Below are 19917 nucleotides of genomic sequence, written 5' to 3' on the forward strand. Positions count from 1 at the left end.
AACAAGCTCGTCGATCCGTTCAGCGGCCAGGAGCCGCGTCCGGAATTTCTGGCCAACCGCCAGGATACTTCCGCGATTGAACCAACCTCGGAATCCCTTACAGAAGGCACAAAATCTTTTAAGTAATCTTCAAACCCCTCCCGGGCCGCAAATGCGGCCCGGTTTTTTTGTTTCTTTGCCGGCTTTACAGTACAAATAAAACCGACCCAGTCATTTTTGCTGACGGATCGGCTTCGGTTTATCCTTTTTCTTGTTTTCTGCGCTCTACCAGTTTCTTTTCCAGTAAATCTTTTTCTACAAAATCATCAATCATTTCGTAAAATTTACCTTTATCATTCACCGAGCCTGAAAGCTGCTCCAAATGGTTCATAAACGTGATTTGGTCATAATCCTGTGGAAGCTTTCCGGAATAATTGCGGGCAATGCTTTTGCCGTAATGCCAGCAGCAGTTTTTGTCCTTAGTTTCCAGGGCTTTTGATAGAATGACCAACGCTTCAAGGAGCGTCAAAGTTACGCCGGGCTTTTCTTCTGCATAAGAGGCAATGTAGGTGAAAGCGGAATATACGTAATATGAAAACTGTTCGTCTTTCATAATCAACCGGAGCGTATCGTTATCGTCGGTTAAATAAGAAGTAAAGCGGGTCACCTTGGAAATGGAAAATATGAGGTCCGTAAGCTGATAGATAGCGTCCTGCGCTGTCATTGGTTCATCGTTTCCAAGCGCTTTAATCGCAATTTCGGTCAATTTACGGATTCCAAATTCGATATCCTGAACTTCTGTTTTACTTTTCCCGAGATACATCAGGTTACGGTACTTTTTTTCATTCACCGGCAGATCCGGCTCTTCATTTGTTTTCCAATAAGAAAAAATAGGAATGCCTTCAAGCACAAAATCTCCAATCCGGCGATCCAGCCGTACTACAATGCCGTCTTTGGCTGCTTCTTTCACGATTTTGCCAAAATCAATAACCTGGATAAAGCCCGTCGTTTCACTTGCAACAATATAAGGCTCTCCTTCTGTTTCCGGCTCACGCACCTCGTTTTTATTTTTAGCGCGGTGTGCTTCGAGATCATAAAGCAGCGTATTGAGAATCCGCTGCTGTGATTCTTCTTTCATGTTCGTTGTAATGCTTGGCACCTGCATCCACTTCGTTGCATGGTTGATAAACAAAATGAAGTTTATTACCGACACGGCTGTAGCTAATACGCCGAGTACGGGAAATACTGTGTACTGATCCATCGAGGAATTCAAGAAGAAAAATCCTATTAGCAGGAAAAAGAAACATAAATTAAAGATACCGATAGAATGCTGGGTTCTTCGGTCAGAGATAAAATTAAACAAAACCCGTGGTGTAAATTGACCAGAAAAGCTCGTCAAAACGACGAGTATTGAGTTAAACGTAAAGGCGTTTAACGTGAGTACGCCTGAGAGCAGCGTACTGTACATTGTCTGGGTTAATGAATACCCTGTTGATAGGATTGGTGCCATAGCGAATGCAGGCTCGAGCCCGAATTCCACGTAGTAGGCACCAATGGCTAAAAGCACGGCCAGAATGATATAAATGGCCGGGAGCACCCAAAGACTTGATCGGAGTTCGTACCACCGCTGTCTTGAGGACATACTTTTAATCTGCCGTAATTTTTTAGGCATTAGCTGCTGTAAATAATATTTCAATTCGTTCACCTTTTCTATTGCTTTAATCTGTTGGCAGCATTATCCGCTGTGGAAAATTCCCATACATGAAGCCTTCCCCCACACAAGCGGGAAGAAGGCTCTGAAGCAGTTATGCTGCTTTAGTTATTAGCGTTTATTTTTTTACTGCTTCTTTGGTCGATATAACCTTCACGTCACATTTTGCTTTTTTCTGAATGGCTTTAGCTGTGTTACCGAGAAACAGCCGGTCCACTTTAGACGATCCAGTCTCGCCGATAACGATCATGTCGATATTATATTTTTCACACAGATTTTCCATTTCTTTTTTTGGAATTCCTACCTCAAGAACGGTTTCCACGTCTTTGACTCCGTTCTGCTCTGCCATTTCTTTGTAAGCCTTCAAGCGTGATTCCGCCTGGTTTTTCAATCTTCCGAAGCCATGCGGGTCCATACGCTCCAGGGAAGCATATCCATTTTTATCCATAACAAATGCAATGATCAGCGTCGCATTGTTTTCCTCCGCCAGTTCCTTTGCTTTATAAAATGCATCATTGGACGCGCCTTCGAGAGCTTCTACTCCTACGAGTATACGATTAATTTGTGCCAATTTCATCTTTCCTTTCTTATTTTAAATTGCCTGTTTCAGCCTTCTGCTTAAACTTTCGTAAAATAGCCCGTACCTGCTCTGTTTTTCGTCGTTTGACCCTGCTTTTCGTCTAAAAAAATATAAAAAGCCAGAAAAAGAACGATTATCCTTTTTCTGGCTTATGTTCTGGCTTTTATATCCATCCATTTCCGCCGCATATGAAATTGTCGCCCTGCCACACCCGGACGTTTTTGTTTTTATGGCGTTACTGGGAAAATACCCGTACAATATACGTGTTAAACGTTCACAGATTCATGTGTTTGAAATTCTTTCAAAGGACAGATGCTTTATCCATTACTTATTTTTCGACAAATACTGCCCGCCCTGTCGTGCAGCCGTACGTATTTTTCAATTTTTTGATCTGTACGGCCGCTGCCAGTGGGTTCCCATTCAGGAAGCCCGGCTTCTTCCTGAATACTATCCTTATCTATCCTCAAGAAATGCGGCCCACGAGCTGCACATGTGCACAGATCAAGGAGTGGTGCTTCATGGTTTTTATGCCTTACGCCGGCTGCTGCTTGCTATTCCGCTCAGCTTTCTTCCAGGTGTTCTTCTTTACCTCCCTTACGCTGAGCGTATCGGAGTGCCGCTGTACAGCCTGGTCTCCAAAAGCCGTCTAAAGCACATCTCTTTCAAGAATAGTTAGCAGCCTGCACATACAGAAAAAGCCCATCTCTCCGGATACACCTGGAGGGATGGGCCTGCTTTTATTACCGGTTCACTGTCTTCATTCCTTCTTCATGATACCGCATACCTGCGGCAGCGCCTTTAGGAGCAATGTCATCAATCGCTTTCATATCGGAATCCGTAAGCGTTACCTGCAGACTGTTAATATTTTCTTCCAGGTACGTGCGCCGCTTTGTCCCCGGAATTGGCACTACCCCCTGCTCCCTCAACCAGGCAAGGGCCAGCTGGGAGGCTGTACATTTCTTTTCTTCAGCTAATTCCTTCATTTTATCCACGAGTTCAAGGTTCTTATTGAAATTTTCTCCCTGAAACCTTGGAGAAAAGCGGCGGAAATCATCTTCCTCCAGATCCTCAAACTGCTTGATCTGTCCGGTTAGAAACCCGCGCCCGAGCGGGCTGTAAGCTACAAAGGAAATTCCAAGGTCTTTGCAAAGAGGCAGAATTTCATCCTCCACGTCCCGGCTCCATAACGAATATTCTGTCTGCAGAGCTGTAATCGGATGCGTGCCATGAGCCCTGCGAATCGTTTCAGGAGCTGCTTCTGACAACCCCAGGTACCGGACTTTTCCGGCATCTACGAGTTCCTTCATCGCACCTACGGTTTCTTCAATAGGTACATCAGGGTCCACCCGGTGCTGATAATACAAATCAATGGTATCAATACCGAGCCGCTTCAGGCTGGCATCGCATGCCTGCTTAACGTATTCCGGGCGACCATTTACTTCGCCTGTCAGTTCACCTTTATTGCTGTAGACGTTCCCGAATTTTGTGGCAAGCACTACCTCTTCCCGCCGGTTTTGGATAGCCTCACCCACCAGGCGTTCATTTGTCATGGGGCCGTACATATCAGCCGTATCGAGAAAGTTAATGCCGTGGTCAAGCGCTGTGTGTATCGTTTTCTTCGATTCTTCATCGTTTAATTTGCCATAAAAAGCGGACATTCCCATACATCCCAGACCGATAGGAGACACATGCAGGTCACTGTTGCCAAGCTGCCGTTTTTCCATTACAGGTATTCATCCCTTCTGGATTGTTGACTCTGCTTTTTCAAACAGGTGTCCTTCTGTTCACGCTTCTGTTCCATTTTAAACATTTTTCAGCAGACTATTTTTTTCTTAAGTCAATTCGTTCCATCAGGCTGTCCACCCGGCGCTCCACATTTTCATCTGGAAGCAGCGGCGGTGCATGATGTGGCTTGATGCGGGCATCGATGATCAGACTGTCGCATCCCCAGTGCTTGTTTTCATAAAAGCTGTTCACGCCATGAATATCGTGGGAAGGATTGCTGCGCGTAAAAACGGCCCACAGGAAATTTCGCATCGTATCACTGACAAAGCTGCTGTCATCGCAGATGATAATCATCGGCGTTTCTTTAACATCCCATTTCTGGGCGAGGCTCGAAGCGAAAACAGCTATTTCTTCAGCTGCCTGTTTGTAACTGGAAAATTCCGGTGCTTCCACCGCAATTACGCCCGGCATGACAAGCCTGGGCGAATGAATCGGACTGTCAGCCGGAAAGCCGTCCGGCACGCGTTGACAAAGATCCCGCTTCACATCCCCATAAGCTGCGATAACTACCTTGCTTCCCTCATTCAGCCCTTCTCCGCTGTAATCAAGCGTATCGATCGTCGTTTTAGTCTGAAAGTGAAGATCGCGGCGCAGATTAATCCGCTCAAGCATGTACGTGAAAAAATCCTCCTCCTGATGCGTATCGAGCTCTCTTTCCTGTTCCGCTGTGATAAATAAATATTTGGCTAGACTTAACTGGCCTGTGCCGAGAATACGATTGGCTATTGTCAACAGCTCTGCCGGCTGCTTTACGCTTTGAAACGGCGTATACCGCTCACTGCCAATTGCGAGCAGCAGTGGATGTACCCCTGCAGCGTCTACTGCGTGTACTTCTTTGACTCCGGTAATTTCCTGCTTGATCGCTTCCCCTGTCATTTCGTGGATCACTGCACCAAACGACGTGTCCTCCTGCGGCGGCCGCCCGACGACAGTAAAGGGCAGAATAGCTTTATCTTTGGCATACACCTTATGAACCTTCATGACCGGGAAATCATGCGTCAGGCTGTAATAGCCCAAATGATCTCCAAACGGTCCTTCTGGCTTCGTGTCTTCCGGATAAATATCGCCGGTAATAACAAAATCGGCGTCCTGATTAATACAGTAGCCGTCTTCGTAGCTGTACTGAAAACGACGCCCGGACAGCATGCCGGCAAACATCATTTCACTCAGCCCTTCCGGAAGCGGCATCACCGCTGAAATAGTATGAGCGGGGGGCCCGCCGAGAAAAATACTGACCTTTAAAGGCTCTCCCTTGGCTACGGCCTTCGCCTGATGCACACCAATTCCCCGCTGAATTTGGTAATGCAGGCCCACCTCTTCATCGGGGACAAAGTCATTTCCGCTAAGCTGTACCCGGTACATGCCGAGGTTGGCATTCATCGGTCCCGATTTTTCCGGGTCTTCTGTATACACCTGTGGCAGGGTGAGAAACGCGCCGCCATCCCGCGGCCAGTGCTGAATCATCGGCAGGTCACTGATGCTGACTTCCCGAAAGTCTTCCGCCCCGCCTTTCTTTTTCTTCGGAAGTGCTTTTACTGCCGTCAGGCCGCTCGTCATATTACGAAGCGGATGCTTCAGTGCCTGTACCGGATCATTTCTCATCGTGATAACATTTTGAACCTGCTTCCAGTTTTTCCGAAAAATGAATTTGCTGCGTTCAACCGTGCCAAATAAATTAGAAACAGCCTGGAACGGGCTTCCTTTTACATTTTCAAATAAAATGGCCGGCCCTTCCTGTTCATAGAACCTTAAATGAATGGAAGCCATCTCCAGGAAGGGATCGACTTCTTCCTTGATTCGTACTAAATGGCCGTGCTTTTCAAGATCTTCTACGCATTCGTTGAGGTTTTGATACATATGCAGCTTTCCATCCTTCCGAATTGTATTTCACTTTCTCTACTTATTTTAGTACATTTTCCCTTCAGGCTGTATTTATTTACCCTTTGCCTTCTGTTTTCTTTACACCGGCGCAGGCTTTGCCCGCTGCTTTTGCGGCAGTGACAAATAAACGACCATGCCAAGTATCAGGCACGTGCCCACGCTCTGATAGAAACCAAACGGTACGTGCAGCCACCATACCGAAGCCAGAATAGCGGCAAGAGGCTCCAGGCATCCCAAAATACTTGTTTCCTGCGGCTTTAAATATTTCAGACTTTCCAGATAAAACCAAAAAGCAATCATAGTGCCGAAAATAACGACAAAAATTACGCTCCCGGCCATGCTCCATGTCCAGCTCTCCCATGCGGCGTCCCACGGGGCATGCAAAAAACTTACAGCTGCTCCTCCAACAGTCATCGCCCACCCGATTACATTCATAGAGCCCCACGCTGCCAAAAGAGGGCCTGCGTAAAGAGTATAAAAGGCAAGCGCCACACCGGAAAGAATACCCCAGACTACTGCTTCCGGCGGCACAGATAATTCGGCCAGCTTCCCATTTGTCAGCAGCAGAAACGTGCCGGCAAGTCCCATCAGCACAGCGCCCGCGTCCCGTATATTCCAATATGTATGCCGGACGGCAAGCAGGTAAGCAAGAATGAACACCGGAGCCAAATATTGCAGCAATGTAGCCACAGCTGCGTTTCCGCTCTCAATGGAGGCCATATATGTATACTGAACAGCGAGCATGCCGAATAAACCAAATATAAGCACTGCTCCTGCGCTCTTTTTCCGCTTCCAGATTCCGGTTACTTTTTCTTTATTTCCAAGCATTAAAGAAATAGTTAACAGAAGGATGCCGGAAAGAAGCAGCCTGACAGCCACCAGCCATTCCACAGGCAGGTGGTGAGTTTCAAAAATATACTGCGATACTGTTCCTCCAATACCCCAGAGGGAGGCTCCGCTTATCACCAGCAAAAAGCCTGCTGTCCGTCTTTTTTGTACTGTCTGCATCATCGGCGTCCTTTCTATTGCCAGTTTCAGCTGCGTATCCCCTCCATTATACGCAAAAAGCACTGCCTGGTTAAACTGTTGCCTTAAGGTTTTTTGCCTGTCTGGATACCAAAACGCCGCCCCTTTTCAGGAGCGGCGCAGCATGAACCTTTTATTTCGTAATCATTCCTTTAGCCACGGATACAAGGTTTTGCGGACGTTCCGCCAGTCTTCTCATAAAATAACCGTACCATTCTTTGCCAAAGGGCACGTAGACTCTGACATTGTAGCCTTCCTGCACGAGCTGCAGCTGCAGTTCTGTTCGAAAGCCATACAGCATTTGAAATTCAAATGTGTCGTAAGCTATACCCTGGTCTTCCACAAACAGCTTAACCGCGTTAATAATCCGGTGATCATGCGTGCCGATAGCCGTAAATCCTTCCTGGAGCAAATGTTTTTGAATCATCAGAAAATAATTGGCGTCAATTTCATGCTTGTCTTTGAATGCAACCTCTTCCTTTTCCTTATAAGCCCCTTTTACAATCCGAAGAGGCACCCCGGCAAGGCTGTCGAGATCCTCAAGCCCCCGCCTTAAATAACCCTGTAGGACCGTGCCTACATTATCATATTCCTTTCGGAGCGTTTTCAGTACATTCAGCGTCTTTTCATAACGGGAATAGTCTTCCATGTCGATGTTTACGAAATTCTGTTTTTCCTTTGCCGCCTGCAGAATCTCCTTCATATTTTCTGTACAATAGTCTGTATCTATATCAAGACCAAGCTTCGTCAGCTTTACTGTCAGCTCTGACTGTACGTTTTTCGCATAGACGCTCTCAATAATCTCGATAGTTTTCTGCTTGGCTTCCTCCACCTCTGATTTTTCCGTTATAAATTCCCCAAGATGGTCAATAGTCGCCATGAGGCCCTGCTCGTTCATCGATTGAATGGTTGTTAATGCTTCATCAATATCTTCCCCAGCCACTACTTTTGAAGCCCCGAGGTGAATGCCCCACTTTTTGGCGCCCTTTGTCAGCGTCTTATTCTGGGAAAGAAATATAAAAAACGAACGTGAAATTGTCATAGGTGCACCCTCCTGATCTTTTCAGTACTGCCCTATACTGTTGCAAAATACGTGCCAACATGGCTGCACCGGTATCCGCAGGGGTTTCCGTAAAAAAGAAAAAGCCTGTCCGTCAAAACCGCAAGAAATTTTGCGCTTTATGCAAAAAATTATAAATGAAATTTACTCATCCGGTACTGCAGACTCTGCCGGCTGATGCCAAGCTCTTTGGCTGCCTGCATGACGTTACCGCCGCTTTGGTTCAGCGCATCTTTAATCAAAGCAAATTCCATTTCAAGCAGACGTTCCTTTAAACTTCCTTCGCGGCTGCTTATTCCAGCCGGCCCGCCTTTCTCTATCTCACCTGTTTCCAGAAGATCGGTGCGTTTGCGGAAATGGTCCGGCAGGTGGCTTTCTTCGATCATTTCTTCATCAAGCATTAAATTCATTGCTCCCTCGATGACGTGTTCAAGCTCCCGGATGTTTCCCGGCCAATGATAGGACTCCAGCCTCGCTTTCACCGCAGGTGAGACACGATTCACGTCCATTTGAAAAACACGGTTGTACTTTTCCAGAAAGGTTTCCACCAGCGGCTCGATATCTGTTTTTCTTTCCCGCAGCGAAGGGACATACAGCGTAACAACACCAATACGGTAAAAAAGATCCTCACGGAGTTCATTGTTTTGAATAGCCTCTGCCGGCTCTTTGTTCATCGTGGCGATAATGCGGACATTGATGGACTGCTCTTTGTGCGATCCTAAACGGGTGACCTTTTTTTCCTGCAGGACTCGCAGAAGCTTTGCCTGCAGTGCCACCGGAAGCGAATTAATTTCATCGAGCAGAAGCGTGCCGCCCTCTGCTTTTTCGAACAGCCCGGCCCGTTCGGATGCCCCTGTAAAAGCTCCTTTTACCGTCCCAAACAAAATGCCCTCAATCAGCGTTTCCGGAAGAGCAGCGCAGTTCTGTGATACAAACGGCTGGCCAGCCCGCTCGCTTTCACTGTGAATGCTCTGGGCAAACAATTCCTTCCCCGTGCCCGTTTCTCCTACAATTAACACCGAAGACGACGTTCTCATTGCCCGCTTCGCGTTCTGCACCACCCCTGTGATTTCAGCCGAATGCCCGATAATCTGGTCAAATGTAAAAAGCCCGCTGTCGGTTTTTTTCTGGTTTTCCCGGACCAGCTTTTCCATGCGGGTAACGTCCTTTGCGATCTCGGCTGCTGCGACAATCCGTCCCCCAGAATAAATCGGAAAAATTTCGTTGATAGTCGTGATGTTTTTCCCACGGCTCGTTGTATAATGCTGTTTTTTTTCTCTCGTTTCCACTCCCTGTTTGATAGCCTGGAGCAGTCTGCTGTCACGTTCATGCTCGAAAAGGAAAACGTCCATCATACCTTTATTATTAAAATCTTCGTATGTCATGGACTCAATTTCACGCATTTTGTCATTATAAATAATCAGGTTTTCATCTGCATCAATAACACGGATCCCCTGATCCATTTTTACCATTAAATGATCAAACACATCGTTCAGCTCAGGATAGGATAACGAATTCGTACCTTGATATACCATGGACCCACCCTCTTTGTAATTTATTCTTGCTCTGATTTTATCATGAAGTGCGAAGTCTCCGTACGCAAAATCCCAAAACTTAGGAATGCAAAATTTTGCACCTTTAATCTCTTAATTTTTCTATTTGTGCTTCTATCCACCGAAGTATTCAATTATAATGGACGTCTCCGCCGGTTTTGTTAAGGCCTGTTGAAGTTAAGAATATTGGCACTATTCTTGCAACATATAATAGTACATTCAAGGGGAGGTGTACTGAATGGAAGGAATAACATTATTCACATGGCTGCTAATATTAATACCCATGCCGATTACTGTGGTTTTAGCAGCAATCAGTTATGTTAAATCAAAAAAGGAGAGCACCTAAATGGATATTTCTGTACCAACAATTGTGACATTTATCGTTTACCTTATTGTAATGCTTAGCATTGGTTTTTTATTCTACAAGCTGACCAATAACCTCTCGGATTACGTTTTAGGCGGACGAAAATTGAACGGACCCGTAGCTGCGCTCAGTGCCGGTGCGTCTGACATGAGCAGCTGGCTTCTGCTCGGCCTGCCAGGGGCCATGTATCTCGGCGGGATGAGTGAGATATGGCTGCCGATCGGCCTTACCATTGGAGCTTATTTGAACTGGCAGTTTCAGGCGAGAAGACTCCGCAGGTATACAATCATCGCCAACGATTCAATTACGATACCCGACTTTCTTGAAAACCGCTTCCACGATAAAACAAAAGCACTGCGAATTGTTTCGGCATTATTTATACTTATTTTCTTTACTTTTTATACCTCTTCCGGACTGGTCGGGGGCGCCACCCTGTTTGTGAGTTCGTTCGGCCTTTCCTATCAGGCAGCTCTTTGGATCGGCGGCGCTGTTATTATTACGTATACGTTCCTCGGTGGATTTATGGCCGTCAGCTGGACTGACTTTATCCAGGGCATTCTGATGTTTCTGGCGCTCGTTGCTGTTCCGATCGCTGCCGTTATAGAAATTGGTGGATGGGGAAATTCTGTCCAGACCGTGGCATCCATTAATCCGGATGCGTTAAGTGCCTTTACGAATGTGAGTGTTATTTCTGTGGTCTCCCTGCTTGCCTGGGGGCTCGGGTACTTCGGCCAGCCGCATATCATTACGAGGTTTATGGCGATACGTTCCGAAAAAGAAATTCCGATGGCCCGGTTTGTAGGTATGAGCTGGATGGTTATTTCTCTTCTCGGTGCTATTTTTACAGGATTTATCGGTATTGCTTACTTCTCCGGCAACGCCCAGCTCGGAGAAGGGAATCAGGAAACCGTCTTTATTCTGTTTACCCAGGTACTTTTTAATCCGTGGGTGTCCGGCGTTCTTCTCGCAGCGATTCTCGCTGCTATTATGAGCACGGTGGACTCCCAGCTGCTTGTATCCTCCAGTGCCCTTGCGGAAGACTTTTATAAAGGGATGCTCCGCCCCAAAGCTTCTGACCGCGAGCTCGTCTGGGTCGGCCGGATTGGCGTTATCGTCATCGCCCTCGTCGCCCTGCTGCTCGCCTCCAACCCGGGAAGCACGGTACTTGAACTTGTAAGCTACGCATGGGCCGGGTTCGGCGCAGTATTCGGGCCTGCAATGCTTTTCTCCTTATTCTGGCGCCGGACGAGCATGTGGGGTGTGCTTGCCGGGATGATCGCCGGCGGCACCACCGTCATTATCTGGGTTCAGCTTTCCGGAGGATTGTTTGATCTCTACGAAATTGTGCCAGGCTTCCTGATCAACGTCTTAATCATCATTGCCGTCAGCCTGCTTGGGCCGAAGCCTTCAGACAAAATTCAAACTGAATTTGATTCTGTCGGCACGTATACGGAGAAAAACTGAGCAAAAAATACCCGCTTCCTGGTATAGACAGGAGCGGGTATTTATTATATTTACTGCTGTTTTTCGGTGAATGCCTGTTCCTGAAGCGCTGCCGCTTTGTCCGTGCGTTCCCAGGGCAGATCAACGTCATGACGTCCAAAGTGCCCGTAAGCGGCTGTCTGCCTGTAAATCGGCCGGCGGAGATCAAGCATTTTGATGATGCCTGCCGGCCGGAGGTCAAAGTTTTCATTGGCAAGCTTTACGAGCACCTCTTCTGATACTTTTCCCGTACCAAATGTAGCGATTGAAATGGAGACAGGCTGAGCTACTCCGATCGCATACGCCAGCTGAACCTCGCATTTATCTGCAAGACCTGCTGCAATAATATTTTTGGCTACATACCGGGCTGCATACGAGGCGGAACGGTCGACCTTTGTCGGGTCTTTACCGGAAAACGCACCGCCGCCGTGACGGGCATAGCCTCCGTACGTATCAACAATGATTTTTCGTCCGGTAAGGCCGGCGTCCCCCTGCGGTCCGCCAATAACAAAGCGGCCGGTCGGGTTTATGAAATAGTTGGTTTTAGCGTCGAGAAGCTCTGCCGGCACTACCGGCTCGATAACGTATTTGTGCATATCCTCTTCAATCTGTGCAAGCGTTACGTCATCCGAATGCTGGGTAGAAATAACGATCGTTTCCACCCGGAGCGGCTTCCCGTCGTCTCCGTATTCCACGGTAACCTGCGTTTTTCCATCCGGACGCAGATACGAAAGATTGCCGTCCTTCCGGACTTTTGTTAACTGACTTGCCAGCTTGTGCGCAAGCGAGATCGGCAACGGCATGAGTTCATCGGTTTCATTATCTGCATACCCAAACATCAAGCCCTGGTCCCCCGCTCCGATCGATTCCAGTTCATCCTCGGTCATCGATCCTTCACGGGTTTCAAGCGCCTCATCAACGCCCTGGGCAATGTCGGCCGACTGCTCATCTATAGACGTCAAAACCGAGCACGTTTCGTAATCGAAGCCATATTTTGCCCGTGTATAACCGATGTCTTTCAAAGTTTCCCTGGCAATTTTAGGAATATCCACGTATGTAGATGTCGATATTTCTCCTGCCACTAATACGAGACCAGTATTTACTACTGTTTCCGCTGCCACCCGGGCATTCGGATCATCCTTTAAAATTGCATCCAAAATCGCGTCGGAAATCTGATCACACACCTTGTCCGGGTGTCCTTCTGTAACAGATTCCGACGTAAATAAACGTCGTCCAATTGTAGACACGCTGCTGCCTCCTTTTTAACTGCCTGCTACGGTTGTACTCTCCCATTCTTCGGGTAGACGAAAAGAAAACGGCAGTAGGCCGTTGTGTACAAGAAAAGCCCCTTGTCCCAAAAATTGAGGGAAAAGGGGCTGTCAGTTCAGCTTTTTCGCCTCTTATCTTTCAAGGCATCTGTCTGCCTCTCCAGGTTAGCACCTTTCCGTTACCGGATGGTTGCTGGGCTTCTCAGGGACTGTCCCTCCACCTGCTCAGGATAAGAGTATCCGTTCGTACAAAATCTTAACGCAAACCCTATTTGATGTCAAACCTAGTGCCCTCCGCGCTGGCACGTTTTGTCATCGCAAAGGAAATGAAACCACTGATACCGATTTACAGAAACAGTATGATACAGCTTGCGGCCAAGCGTTTCTACTCCCGGCAGTAAAAATACTGCCTTCAGCGGCTTCAAAGCCGGAATAGTATAACATAATTTTTTCACCGTATAATAACCAGCGTATACGTACGTATTATCCTCTACACTGTGCATCTGCTCTTCAAGCGGCTCTCCCTTGAGCATCGGGTACTTTTCAAATAAATCCTCATCATATATAGGCTTCCATTTCACCCTGTTCGTCTTATCTATCGCCGAGAGATAAGTATGGAATCTGGTGCATAACGGACAATCACTATCATAGAATACAATAAATTCCGGTTGTTGTTCCATAGTTGTTCCCCTTTCATTGCTTTCCTACATCTTTTCCCTCTTAGTCCTAAAAATATTCATGAACTTTTTTAACGAATAAGTATGTACTATTAAACTAAATGTGTTACACTATTTTATATTCTATCCATCATTCATGATGAATAAATCCAACTTCCCCCTCATTAAAGGAGTGATTGTTTATGAAGCCGCCGTTCGCTTCCAAACCCGAAACAAATCTATTGAATGAAGCGCACGTCCAATGGAATCTCTCTGTCCCTGCGCTTGTGAAGCGCTCGCTGGCTCTGCAGGAGGGCTCACTTACAGCAGAAGGTGCTCTTGCCGTGAAAACAGGCAAATACACCGGACGGTCTCCAAAAGATAAATATATTGTCGATGAGCCCGGCAGTTCTCCTTATATTGACTGGGGAAACGTAAACCAACCAATGTCCGAAGAAGTGTTTGAACGGCTTTATAAAAAAGTGACGGCTCATTTGAACAGCCGGAATGAAGTATTTGCAAGCGACGCCCTAGCCGGAGCTGACCCCGACTACCAGCTTCCTGTCCGGGTCATCACCTCCTGCGCCTGGCATCAATTGTTCGCCCGGCAGCTGTTTATCCGACCAGACGGAAGAGAAAATCCTTCTGCTCCGCCCTTTACGCTCATAGCTGCACCGGAATGCAAAGCAAATCCTGAGACAGACGGCACCTCGTCGGAAACATTTATCGTCATCAGTTTTGCGCAGCGCACAATTTTAATCGGCGGCACAGAATACGCCGGAGAAATGAAAAAATCAATCTTTTCTGTCATGAACTACCTGCTTCCTGAACAAAACGTACTGCCGATGCACTGCTCGGCAAACATCGGCAGTGATGGCGCAAGCGCTTTGTTTTTCGGTCTTTCCGGCACCGGAAAAACAACCCTTTCCGCAGATCCTTCCCGGCTTTTGGTCGGCGACGATGAACACGGATGGTCCGAAAACGGTATTTTTAATATCGAAGGCGGATGCTACGCAAAATGCTCGAATCTGTCCAAACAGAAAGAACCACAGATCTGGAACGCTATCCGTTTTGGCGCTGTACTTGAAAACGTTGGGATAGACGATGCCAGTGGAAAAGTTGACTACACGGATACTCAGATCACGGAAAACACAAGGGCGGCTTATCCGATTGAACATGTCGATGGGATTGTTCCCTCCGGCACAGCCGGTCATCCTTCGGCGATCATTTTTTTAACTGCAGATGCATTCGGCGTTCTTCCGCCAATCAGCAGATTGACGAAGGAGCAGGCCATGTACCATTTCCTCAGCGGCTACACAAGCAAGCTCGCCGGCACGGAAAGAGGCGTCACTTCTCCGGAAGCAACCTTTTCCACCTGCTTTGGGGCACCGTTTCTTCCACGGCAGGCTTCTGTCTATGCAGAAATGCTCGGTGAAAAAATTGATGAACACAATGTGCCTGTCTTTCTGGTGAACACCGGATGGAGCGGCGGCGGTTACGGAGTCGGCAGCCGCATGGATCTTTCATACACCCGGGCTATGGTGCAGGCAGCCCTCAACGGAGAGCTGACTGATACAGCCACGGTCGAGGATCCTATTTTCGGACTGCATATCCCTGAGTCCTGCCCCGGAGTTCCCGAAGATATGCTTCAGCCGAAAAAAATGTGGGCAGAAGCCGGCGACTATGAGGTTCAGGCCCGCATGCTTGCCCGCAAGTTTGCGGAAAATTTCAAGCGGTTTTACGACGTGCCTGCTTCTATCGCAGACGCGGGACCAACCCAGTTGTAGGAGCTATTTTTCATCGGCGTCAGGAAGATGCAATACGTCAAAAAGGAACCGGTGCCTGTTTATATGCAGGCACCGGTTCCTTTTATTTTAATGTAATATATCCTGCTTCCTCCGCATATTTCACACTACGGGGAAGCACTTCGTCTTTCATAATAAAGCTGTAGCCGGGATGGTCACGAATATTACTTGGAAGTGTTTCTATCAGCACCGGACCGTCTGTTTCCATATAATCCTCATGAGGAATCAGCGACTCCACCACAGCGATGTATATATTTTTTATTACGTCTTCACTCCGGCCAGCCACCTTGTACTGGCCAAGAGAGCGTATCACTTCAACCCGGCCTCCGGTTTCCTCATCAACCTCCCGTACAGCTGCTTCTTCGGGGGCTTCTCCCTCTTCGATCTTCCCGCCCGGAAACTCCAGCCCGCGCTGGGAGTGACGAGTGAGCAGCCACTTGCCGGCATATAAGCATATAACCCATACATGTCCCGGCTTGTCTGAAAATGGAGTGTCGTTTAACGCCAATTCCACTTCGTTATTGTAGTAGTCCCGGAATTTATAGCAGGTCGTCATATGGCCAGTTCCTCACACATACGTATCACTCCACTTCTATCATCTCTCCGGGGGCATTTATTTTTCCTGGCGGCTGTATAATCTTGCCGCCATTGCTTTAGACCAGGAGCGCTGATCGTTTTTTCGCTCGTGAAACTCTTCCATAAGCTGATCTCCTTCATACCCTTCGGTAATCAGCTCTTTCAATATCAGTTCGGTGATATTTTCATCTTTTCCAGCCATATACGCCTGGATTAAAACGCCAAGAGAATGCTCGAGTCTCGTCGTTTTTTTCACAACTCCCCTCAAAAGCGCCGGGGCATTGTCAGGATGAGTGATGACCGCTTCCATCAGCATTTCCTCTTCGTGTCTTTCCCACTCGTGAATAATGTCTTCATATTCTGTAGGTATGACCGCATCAAGGAGCCATGATCTATCAGGCTCCTCCCGATTAATAATGAGCCCTTCTTTCATTTTTATCTCATGCATTTCAATTGCGTCACCGTCTTTTTGAAACAGGCTGAGGCGGACTAGACGGAACGTTTTCATGATTTACGGCCGGCGGCCTGAATTGTTCGTTCATATGCTTCTTTTAAGCGGCGTACGCCCTCATCGATATGCGTGCGTGGGCAGGCCACGTTAATGCGGACAAAGCCAGCACCTTCATCGCCAAAGATATGCCCGTCACTAAGAGCTACCCCTGCTTCTTTGCGCAGCCATTCCTCCAGCTCTTTTTTATCCATCCCAAGGTTACGGAGATCAATCCAGACAAGATACGTCCCTTCCGGCTTAATAACGTGCGCTTCCGGAATTGCCGACTCCAGTTGATCCTTTAAATAATCAACGTTTTCCCGCAGATGAACGAGCAGTTCTTCCAGCCACTCGCTCCCATGCCGGTATGCGGCTTCCGCAGCTACTGTGGCGAACGGGTTGTCGATTCCGACAAAATTACGCTGCAGATGGGCTTCGTATGCTTTTTGTGAAGCTTTTTTCTCAAAAACCACATAGGACAGCTGCAGGGCTGCAAGATTAAAGGTTTTGCTCGGCGCCATGCAGGTGATGGTTTCCACATCATAACCATCCGCCGCCTTTGAAAATGGTACATGCACGCCGGAGAGAATAAGATCTGCGTGGATTTCATCAGATACCACCAGCACGTTGTATTTCTCTGCCAGAGCGGCGATCTGCTGCAGCTCTTCTTCGGTCCACACCCGGCCGATAGGGTTATGAGGGCTGCACAATAAAAGCATTTTCGCGCCGGCTTTCATCTGTTCTTCAAGGTTTTCCACATCAATAGTAAATCCTTCGTCTGTTTCTTTCAGCGGGTTCTTATACAGCGTTCGTTCATTATTATTTACTAACATATAGAACGGGTAGTAGACCGGGGTCTGCAGAATAACGCCCTCACCTTTTTCCGTAAATGTCTGAATCAGATGACTGATCGCCGGCACTACGCCCGGGGTGAAGACAAGCTGCTCGTTACTTATATTCCAGTCATGGCGCGTGCGAATCCATTCGGTTGTCGCGTCCTTCAAAGATTCCGGACGACGGTGATAGCCGAAAATCCCGTGATCAACTACCTCCTGCATGGCATCAAGTACAGGCTGCGGTGCCTGAAAATCCATGTCCGCAACCCACATCGGCCAGAGCTCCGAAGAGCCATAGCGTTCGGCCGCAAAGTCCCACTTCATTGAGTTTGTATTTTTCCGATTTAATACCTTGTTAAAATCCATGCTTAAAAAGCCTCCTCGTTTCATCTTCCCATGTCTATTCCGTTCTTTATTTTATCACTTTCTTTTTAGGAAGACGAATTCAAACGGCTTTTAAACGATGAATCTTTTTGACTCCACCACGGATTCCTTCCAGTAATCCGAAAAATCAGTATAGCCGACACCGTCGGATTCTGTGGCATGAAACAGTGTTTCGTCAGAAATATACATACTTACATGATTAATGCTGCCGTCTCCATTCGTATCGAAGAAAATCAGGTCTCCCCGCTTCCAGTCTTCTTCAGCAACATCCCGGCCCTCCTGCGCCTGATCCTCCGAGACCCTTGGAAGATCCACGTTTTCTTCAGCATACATACGCTGCGTAAAGGAGGAACAGTCGAAATATTCGGTCGTAGTCTCAGACGCTCCCCATTTGTACGGAACACCTGTAAACTCTTCCCCCTTCTCAATCACTCTGGCGATTCTTTCCTGGGCCGGGCTCCAAAGCTCTGTTGTATAGCGGTTTCCGGTCTCTTCTTCTTCGAATGCCAGTTCTTTCGCGGCTTCTTTCACAGGAATATAAGATTCTCCCCTCCAATTGAACCAGGCGGGACTCTGTTCAAGCTCCCCCTCCCACGAAGCGCCGTTCACAGATAAACGCACGGCCCGGCCTTCTTGTTCCAGCTCCGCTCCGTATAAAGATGCGGCCGTTTCGGGACGAAGGTAGAGCTCTTCCTCTGCTTTTCCGCCCTCGATGTACCAGGCTTTGTCATTGCCATCGACAGTGGTGATTAAAACGTGCCGATCCGCCCAGTAACCCGCGCCACCTGCAATAACCATTGCTGCAGCAACACTTAACCACACCCAGTTTTTCTTCATGTTTTACCTCCTTCCCGTACAATTGTTCTGATTGTTGTTTTTTCATGATAAAATAAACGTATTAACGGAGGGAGTGGTCGTAATGAAACCAACAATCCTGTTTATTGCCGCCAGTCTTGACGGCTATATCGCTGATGCAAAAGGAAATATTGACTGGCTGCTGAAAGCCGAAGGCGAGGGAGACAATGGCTACGATGAAATGTACCGGCGGGTGGATACGGTCGTAATGGGAAGAAAAACCTACGAAGACGTGCTCGTTTTAACAGATGCCTTTCCCTACAGTGACAAAGACTGCTATGTTTTTTCCACCAGCCGCACGGGCAACGACGGTTACGTCTCCTTTGTCCAAGGAAACGTGGCAGAATGGCTTCAAAACAAGCAGCAGGAGTCTGGAAGTGGCATATGGGTCATTGGGGGCGCAGACATTATAGATCCTCTCCTAGAAGCAGAACTGATCGATGAATATATTATTACCTTTACGCCTGATCTTTTAGGAAGCGGCGTCCCGTTGTTTAAGCAACGGACCGGGCAGCCAAAACGGCTTCATCTGCACGAAGTGAAGCGTTGGGGAGAACTGGCCCAGCTCCACTACAAACGGGCTGAAGATCTGCCCGGGCAGTAGTTTGGACCCATTCGCATCTATAGGTAAAAGCATCATTTTTTCTGAAAAGTGTGTACTTTTCTTACTCTTTAGGTAATAATAAGCATATAGAGTAGCATTCGTCCAATTTGTTGCTCTTATCCCATATTTCATTTTGCTCCTGCTGCCTGCAGGAGCCTTTTTTTATTTTACCGCGTGTTTGACCTCTTGAATATATTGCTTCACCCGTCGCCCTTCCTGCTCATTCAACGCAAACCCGCATTCGCTCGCAACGAAAGCAGATTCCCGTTCAAACATAACTATCGCCTTTTGCAACGAGGCCCACACGCTATCGTAAGAGCCCGCTGCATAAGTAGCTGCCAGTTCTTTATTATTCTTGGCCCCGAGGTGTTTTTCCAGATGCTTCGCCTCCTGGCCGAAATTTACTGATGTCTTTTTTTCGAGTACAACCTTCCACTTCAGCATTTGTATCAGCATACGGCGGATAATATTCAGGTGGGCCTGGGCGTAGAGCATTTCTCTCCGCCCCCAGCCTTTGACTACATACACCGCCACCCACCAAAACTCATTACAGCATTGGTGAAAGAATCCCTCTTCCGGCACCTTTGTTTTGTAGCCTATGTCGGTAGGAGCAGGAAAATCAGAAACTGGGCGATCTTTATCCAGCAGGCAGCGGGTCAAACCGTCCTGCTCCCAGTGCTCATACCTGTTCTCTGCGCGCTTTAAGGTTAAATCAATGCGGTTACCATCCTGAAAAAGCATCAGAAAGGCAAATGACTCTCCCAACGGTTCACGGTATAAATTCATTTCATCCGGGGTCTGCATAACCAAAGGCTTTCCAAACACTTCAAGCCAGGTCCGGTCCTGAATCATTTGTTCCATATTTTCCACAAAATAAATAATATCAAAATCACTGAAAAGATCAGGACTGCTGCTTCCGGCGGCTGCACGGGATCCGCTTAGAGCTGCGGCCCGGACCCGTTCATCGTTTCTGGCAGTCTCCATTATCAGCGCCATCACAGCCTCAGGCGTGCGCACAGGCA

18 protein-coding genes and 1 riboswitch are annotated in these 19917 nt (G+C 47.6%); of the genes, 4 read left to right on the forward strand and 14 right to left on the reverse strand.

Translation table 11 applies throughout. The features are described from left to right. Positions 1-238 precede the first annotated feature (238 nt). Both ACTRXI_RS15145 and ACTRXI_RS15150 read right to left on the reverse strand, forming a co-directional pair. Positions 239-1621 carry a DUF2254 domain-containing protein gene (locus tag ACTRXI_RS15145; RefSeq protein WP_474263881.1) on the reverse strand — a complete coding sequence of 461 codons (1383 nt, stop codon included), beginning with the start codon at positions 1619-1621 and terminating at the stop codon, positions 239-241. Positions 1622-1808: 187 nt separating this feature from the next. After that, positions 1809-2261 (reverse strand): universal stress protein, encoded by a 453-nt coding sequence (locus ACTRXI_RS15150; protein ID WP_474263883.1) that lies wholly within the window; start codon positions 2259-2261, stop codon positions 1809-1811. 238 nt (positions 2262-2499) lie between these two features. Here ACTRXI_RS15150 and ACTRXI_RS15155 point away from each other — a divergent pair, with 238 nt between their 5' ends. After that, positions 2500-2946, forward strand: a complete 447-nt coding sequence (locus ACTRXI_RS15155; protein WP_474263885.1) for a thiol-disulfide oxidoreductase DCC family protein — start codon at positions 2500-2502, stop codon at positions 2944-2946. Positions 2947-3010: 64 nt separating this feature from the next. Here the strand turns inward: ACTRXI_RS15155 and ACTRXI_RS15160 are convergent, their stop codons facing one another. From ACTRXI_RS15160 to ACTRXI_RS15180, 5 genes are all read right to left on the reverse strand, one after another. Next, positions 3011-3994, reverse strand: a complete 984-nt coding sequence (locus ACTRXI_RS15160; protein ID WP_474263888.1) for an aldo/keto reductase — start codon at positions 3992-3994, stop codon at positions 3011-3013. A 97-nt stretch (positions 3995-4091) separates the two neighbouring features. After that, entirely contained in the window at positions 4092-5912 is a 1821-nt protein-coding gene (locus ACTRXI_RS15165) for a UbiD family decarboxylase (protein WP_474263891.1), read from the reverse strand. 102 nt (positions 5913-6014) lie between these two features. Continuing rightward, positions 6015-6944: a DMT family transporter gene (locus tag ACTRXI_RS15170; RefSeq protein WP_474263893.1), complete on the reverse strand. Its 930-nt coding sequence runs from the start codon at positions 6942-6944 to the stop codon at positions 6015-6017. 151 nt (positions 6945-7095) lie between these two features. Further along, positions 7096-8004 (reverse strand): proline dehydrogenase family protein, encoded by a 909-nt coding sequence (locus ACTRXI_RS15175; protein WP_474263895.1) that lies wholly within the window; start codon positions 8002-8004, stop codon positions 7096-7098. Positions 8005-8153: 149 nt separating this feature from the next. Next, the gene (locus ACTRXI_RS15180) at positions 8154-9557 is read right to left on the reverse strand and encodes a sigma-54 interaction domain-containing protein (protein WP_474263897.1); all 1404 of its coding nucleotides are present in this window, start codon (positions 9555-9557) and stop codon (positions 8154-8156) included. 364 nt (positions 9558-9921) lie between these two features. On the opposite strand from ACTRXI_RS15180, the gene putP reads away from it, so the two are divergent. Continuing rightward, positions 9922-11403, forward strand: coding sequence for a sodium/proline symporter PutP (putP, locus tag ACTRXI_RS15185; RefSeq protein ID WP_474263899.1), 1482 nt, complete (start codon positions 9922-9924; stop codon positions 11401-11403). Positions 11404-11453: 50 nt separating this feature from the next. Here putP and metK read toward each other — a convergent pair whose 3' ends face one another. Further along, the gene (gene metK / locus ACTRXI_RS15190) at positions 11454-12668 is read right to left on the reverse strand and encodes a methionine adenosyltransferase (RefSeq protein WP_322526294.1); all 1215 of its coding nucleotides are present in this window, start codon (positions 12666-12668) and stop codon (positions 11454-11456) included. Positions 12669-12818: 150 nt separating this feature from the next. Then, positions 12819-12926: riboswitch (SAM riboswitch) on the reverse strand. A 47-nt stretch (positions 12927-12973) separates the two neighbouring features. Further along, positions 12974-13369: a thiol-disulfide oxidoreductase DCC family protein gene (locus ACTRXI_RS15195; RefSeq protein WP_474263902.1), complete on the reverse strand. Its 396-nt coding sequence runs from the start codon at positions 13367-13369 to the stop codon at positions 12974-12976. Positions 13370-13548: 179 nt separating this feature from the next. Here ACTRXI_RS15195 and pckA point away from each other — a divergent pair, with 179 nt between their 5' ends. Next, positions 13549-15132, forward strand: a complete 1584-nt coding sequence (pckA, locus tag ACTRXI_RS15200) for a phosphoenolpyruvate carboxykinase (ATP) (RefSeq protein ID WP_474263904.1) — start codon at positions 13549-13551, stop codon at positions 15130-15132. Between the two features lie 82 nt (positions 15133-15214). Here pckA and ytkD read toward each other — a convergent pair whose 3' ends face one another. The 4 genes from ytkD to ACTRXI_RS15220 form a co-directional block, all read right to left on the reverse strand. Then, the gene (gene ytkD / locus ACTRXI_RS15205; protein WP_474263906.1) at positions 15215-15706 is read right to left on the reverse strand and encodes an RNA deprotection pyrophosphohydrolase; all 492 of its coding nucleotides are present in this window, start codon (positions 15704-15706) and stop codon (positions 15215-15217) included. A 57-nt stretch (positions 15707-15763) separates the two neighbouring features. Further along, entirely contained in the window at positions 15764-16234 is a 471-nt protein-coding gene (locus tag ACTRXI_RS15210) for a YwpF family protein (protein ID WP_322526298.1), read from the reverse strand. Further along, entirely contained in the window at positions 16231-17418 is a 1188-nt protein-coding gene (locus tag ACTRXI_RS15215; protein WP_474263908.1) for a MalY/PatB family protein, read from the reverse strand. Before ACTRXI_RS15215 ends, ACTRXI_RS15210 begins: the two co-directional genes overlap by 4 nt. A gap of 90 nt (positions 17419-17508) precedes the next feature. Then, positions 17509-18273 (reverse strand): C40 family peptidase, encoded by a 765-nt coding sequence (locus ACTRXI_RS15220; protein ID WP_474263910.1) that lies wholly within the window; start codon positions 18271-18273, stop codon positions 17509-17511. Between the two features lie 82 nt (positions 18274-18355). Between ACTRXI_RS15220 and ACTRXI_RS15225 the strand changes: the two genes are divergently transcribed. Next, positions 18356-18895 carry a dihydrofolate reductase family protein gene (locus tag ACTRXI_RS15225; protein WP_474263913.1) on the forward strand — a complete coding sequence of 180 codons (540 nt, stop codon included), beginning with the start codon at positions 18356-18358 and terminating at the stop codon, positions 18893-18895. A gap of 162 nt (positions 18896-19057) precedes the next feature. On the opposite strand, the gene ACTRXI_RS15230 is transcribed toward ACTRXI_RS15225, so the two are convergent. Next, positions 19058-19912: an aminoglycoside 6-adenylyltransferase gene (locus tag ACTRXI_RS15230; RefSeq protein WP_474263915.1), complete on the reverse strand. Its 855-nt coding sequence runs from the start codon at positions 19910-19912 to the stop codon at positions 19058-19060. Between the last annotated feature and the right edge of the window lie 5 nt (positions 19913-19917).

This window comes from Marinococcus sp. LNHM4E3-1 (assembly GCF_056034405.1).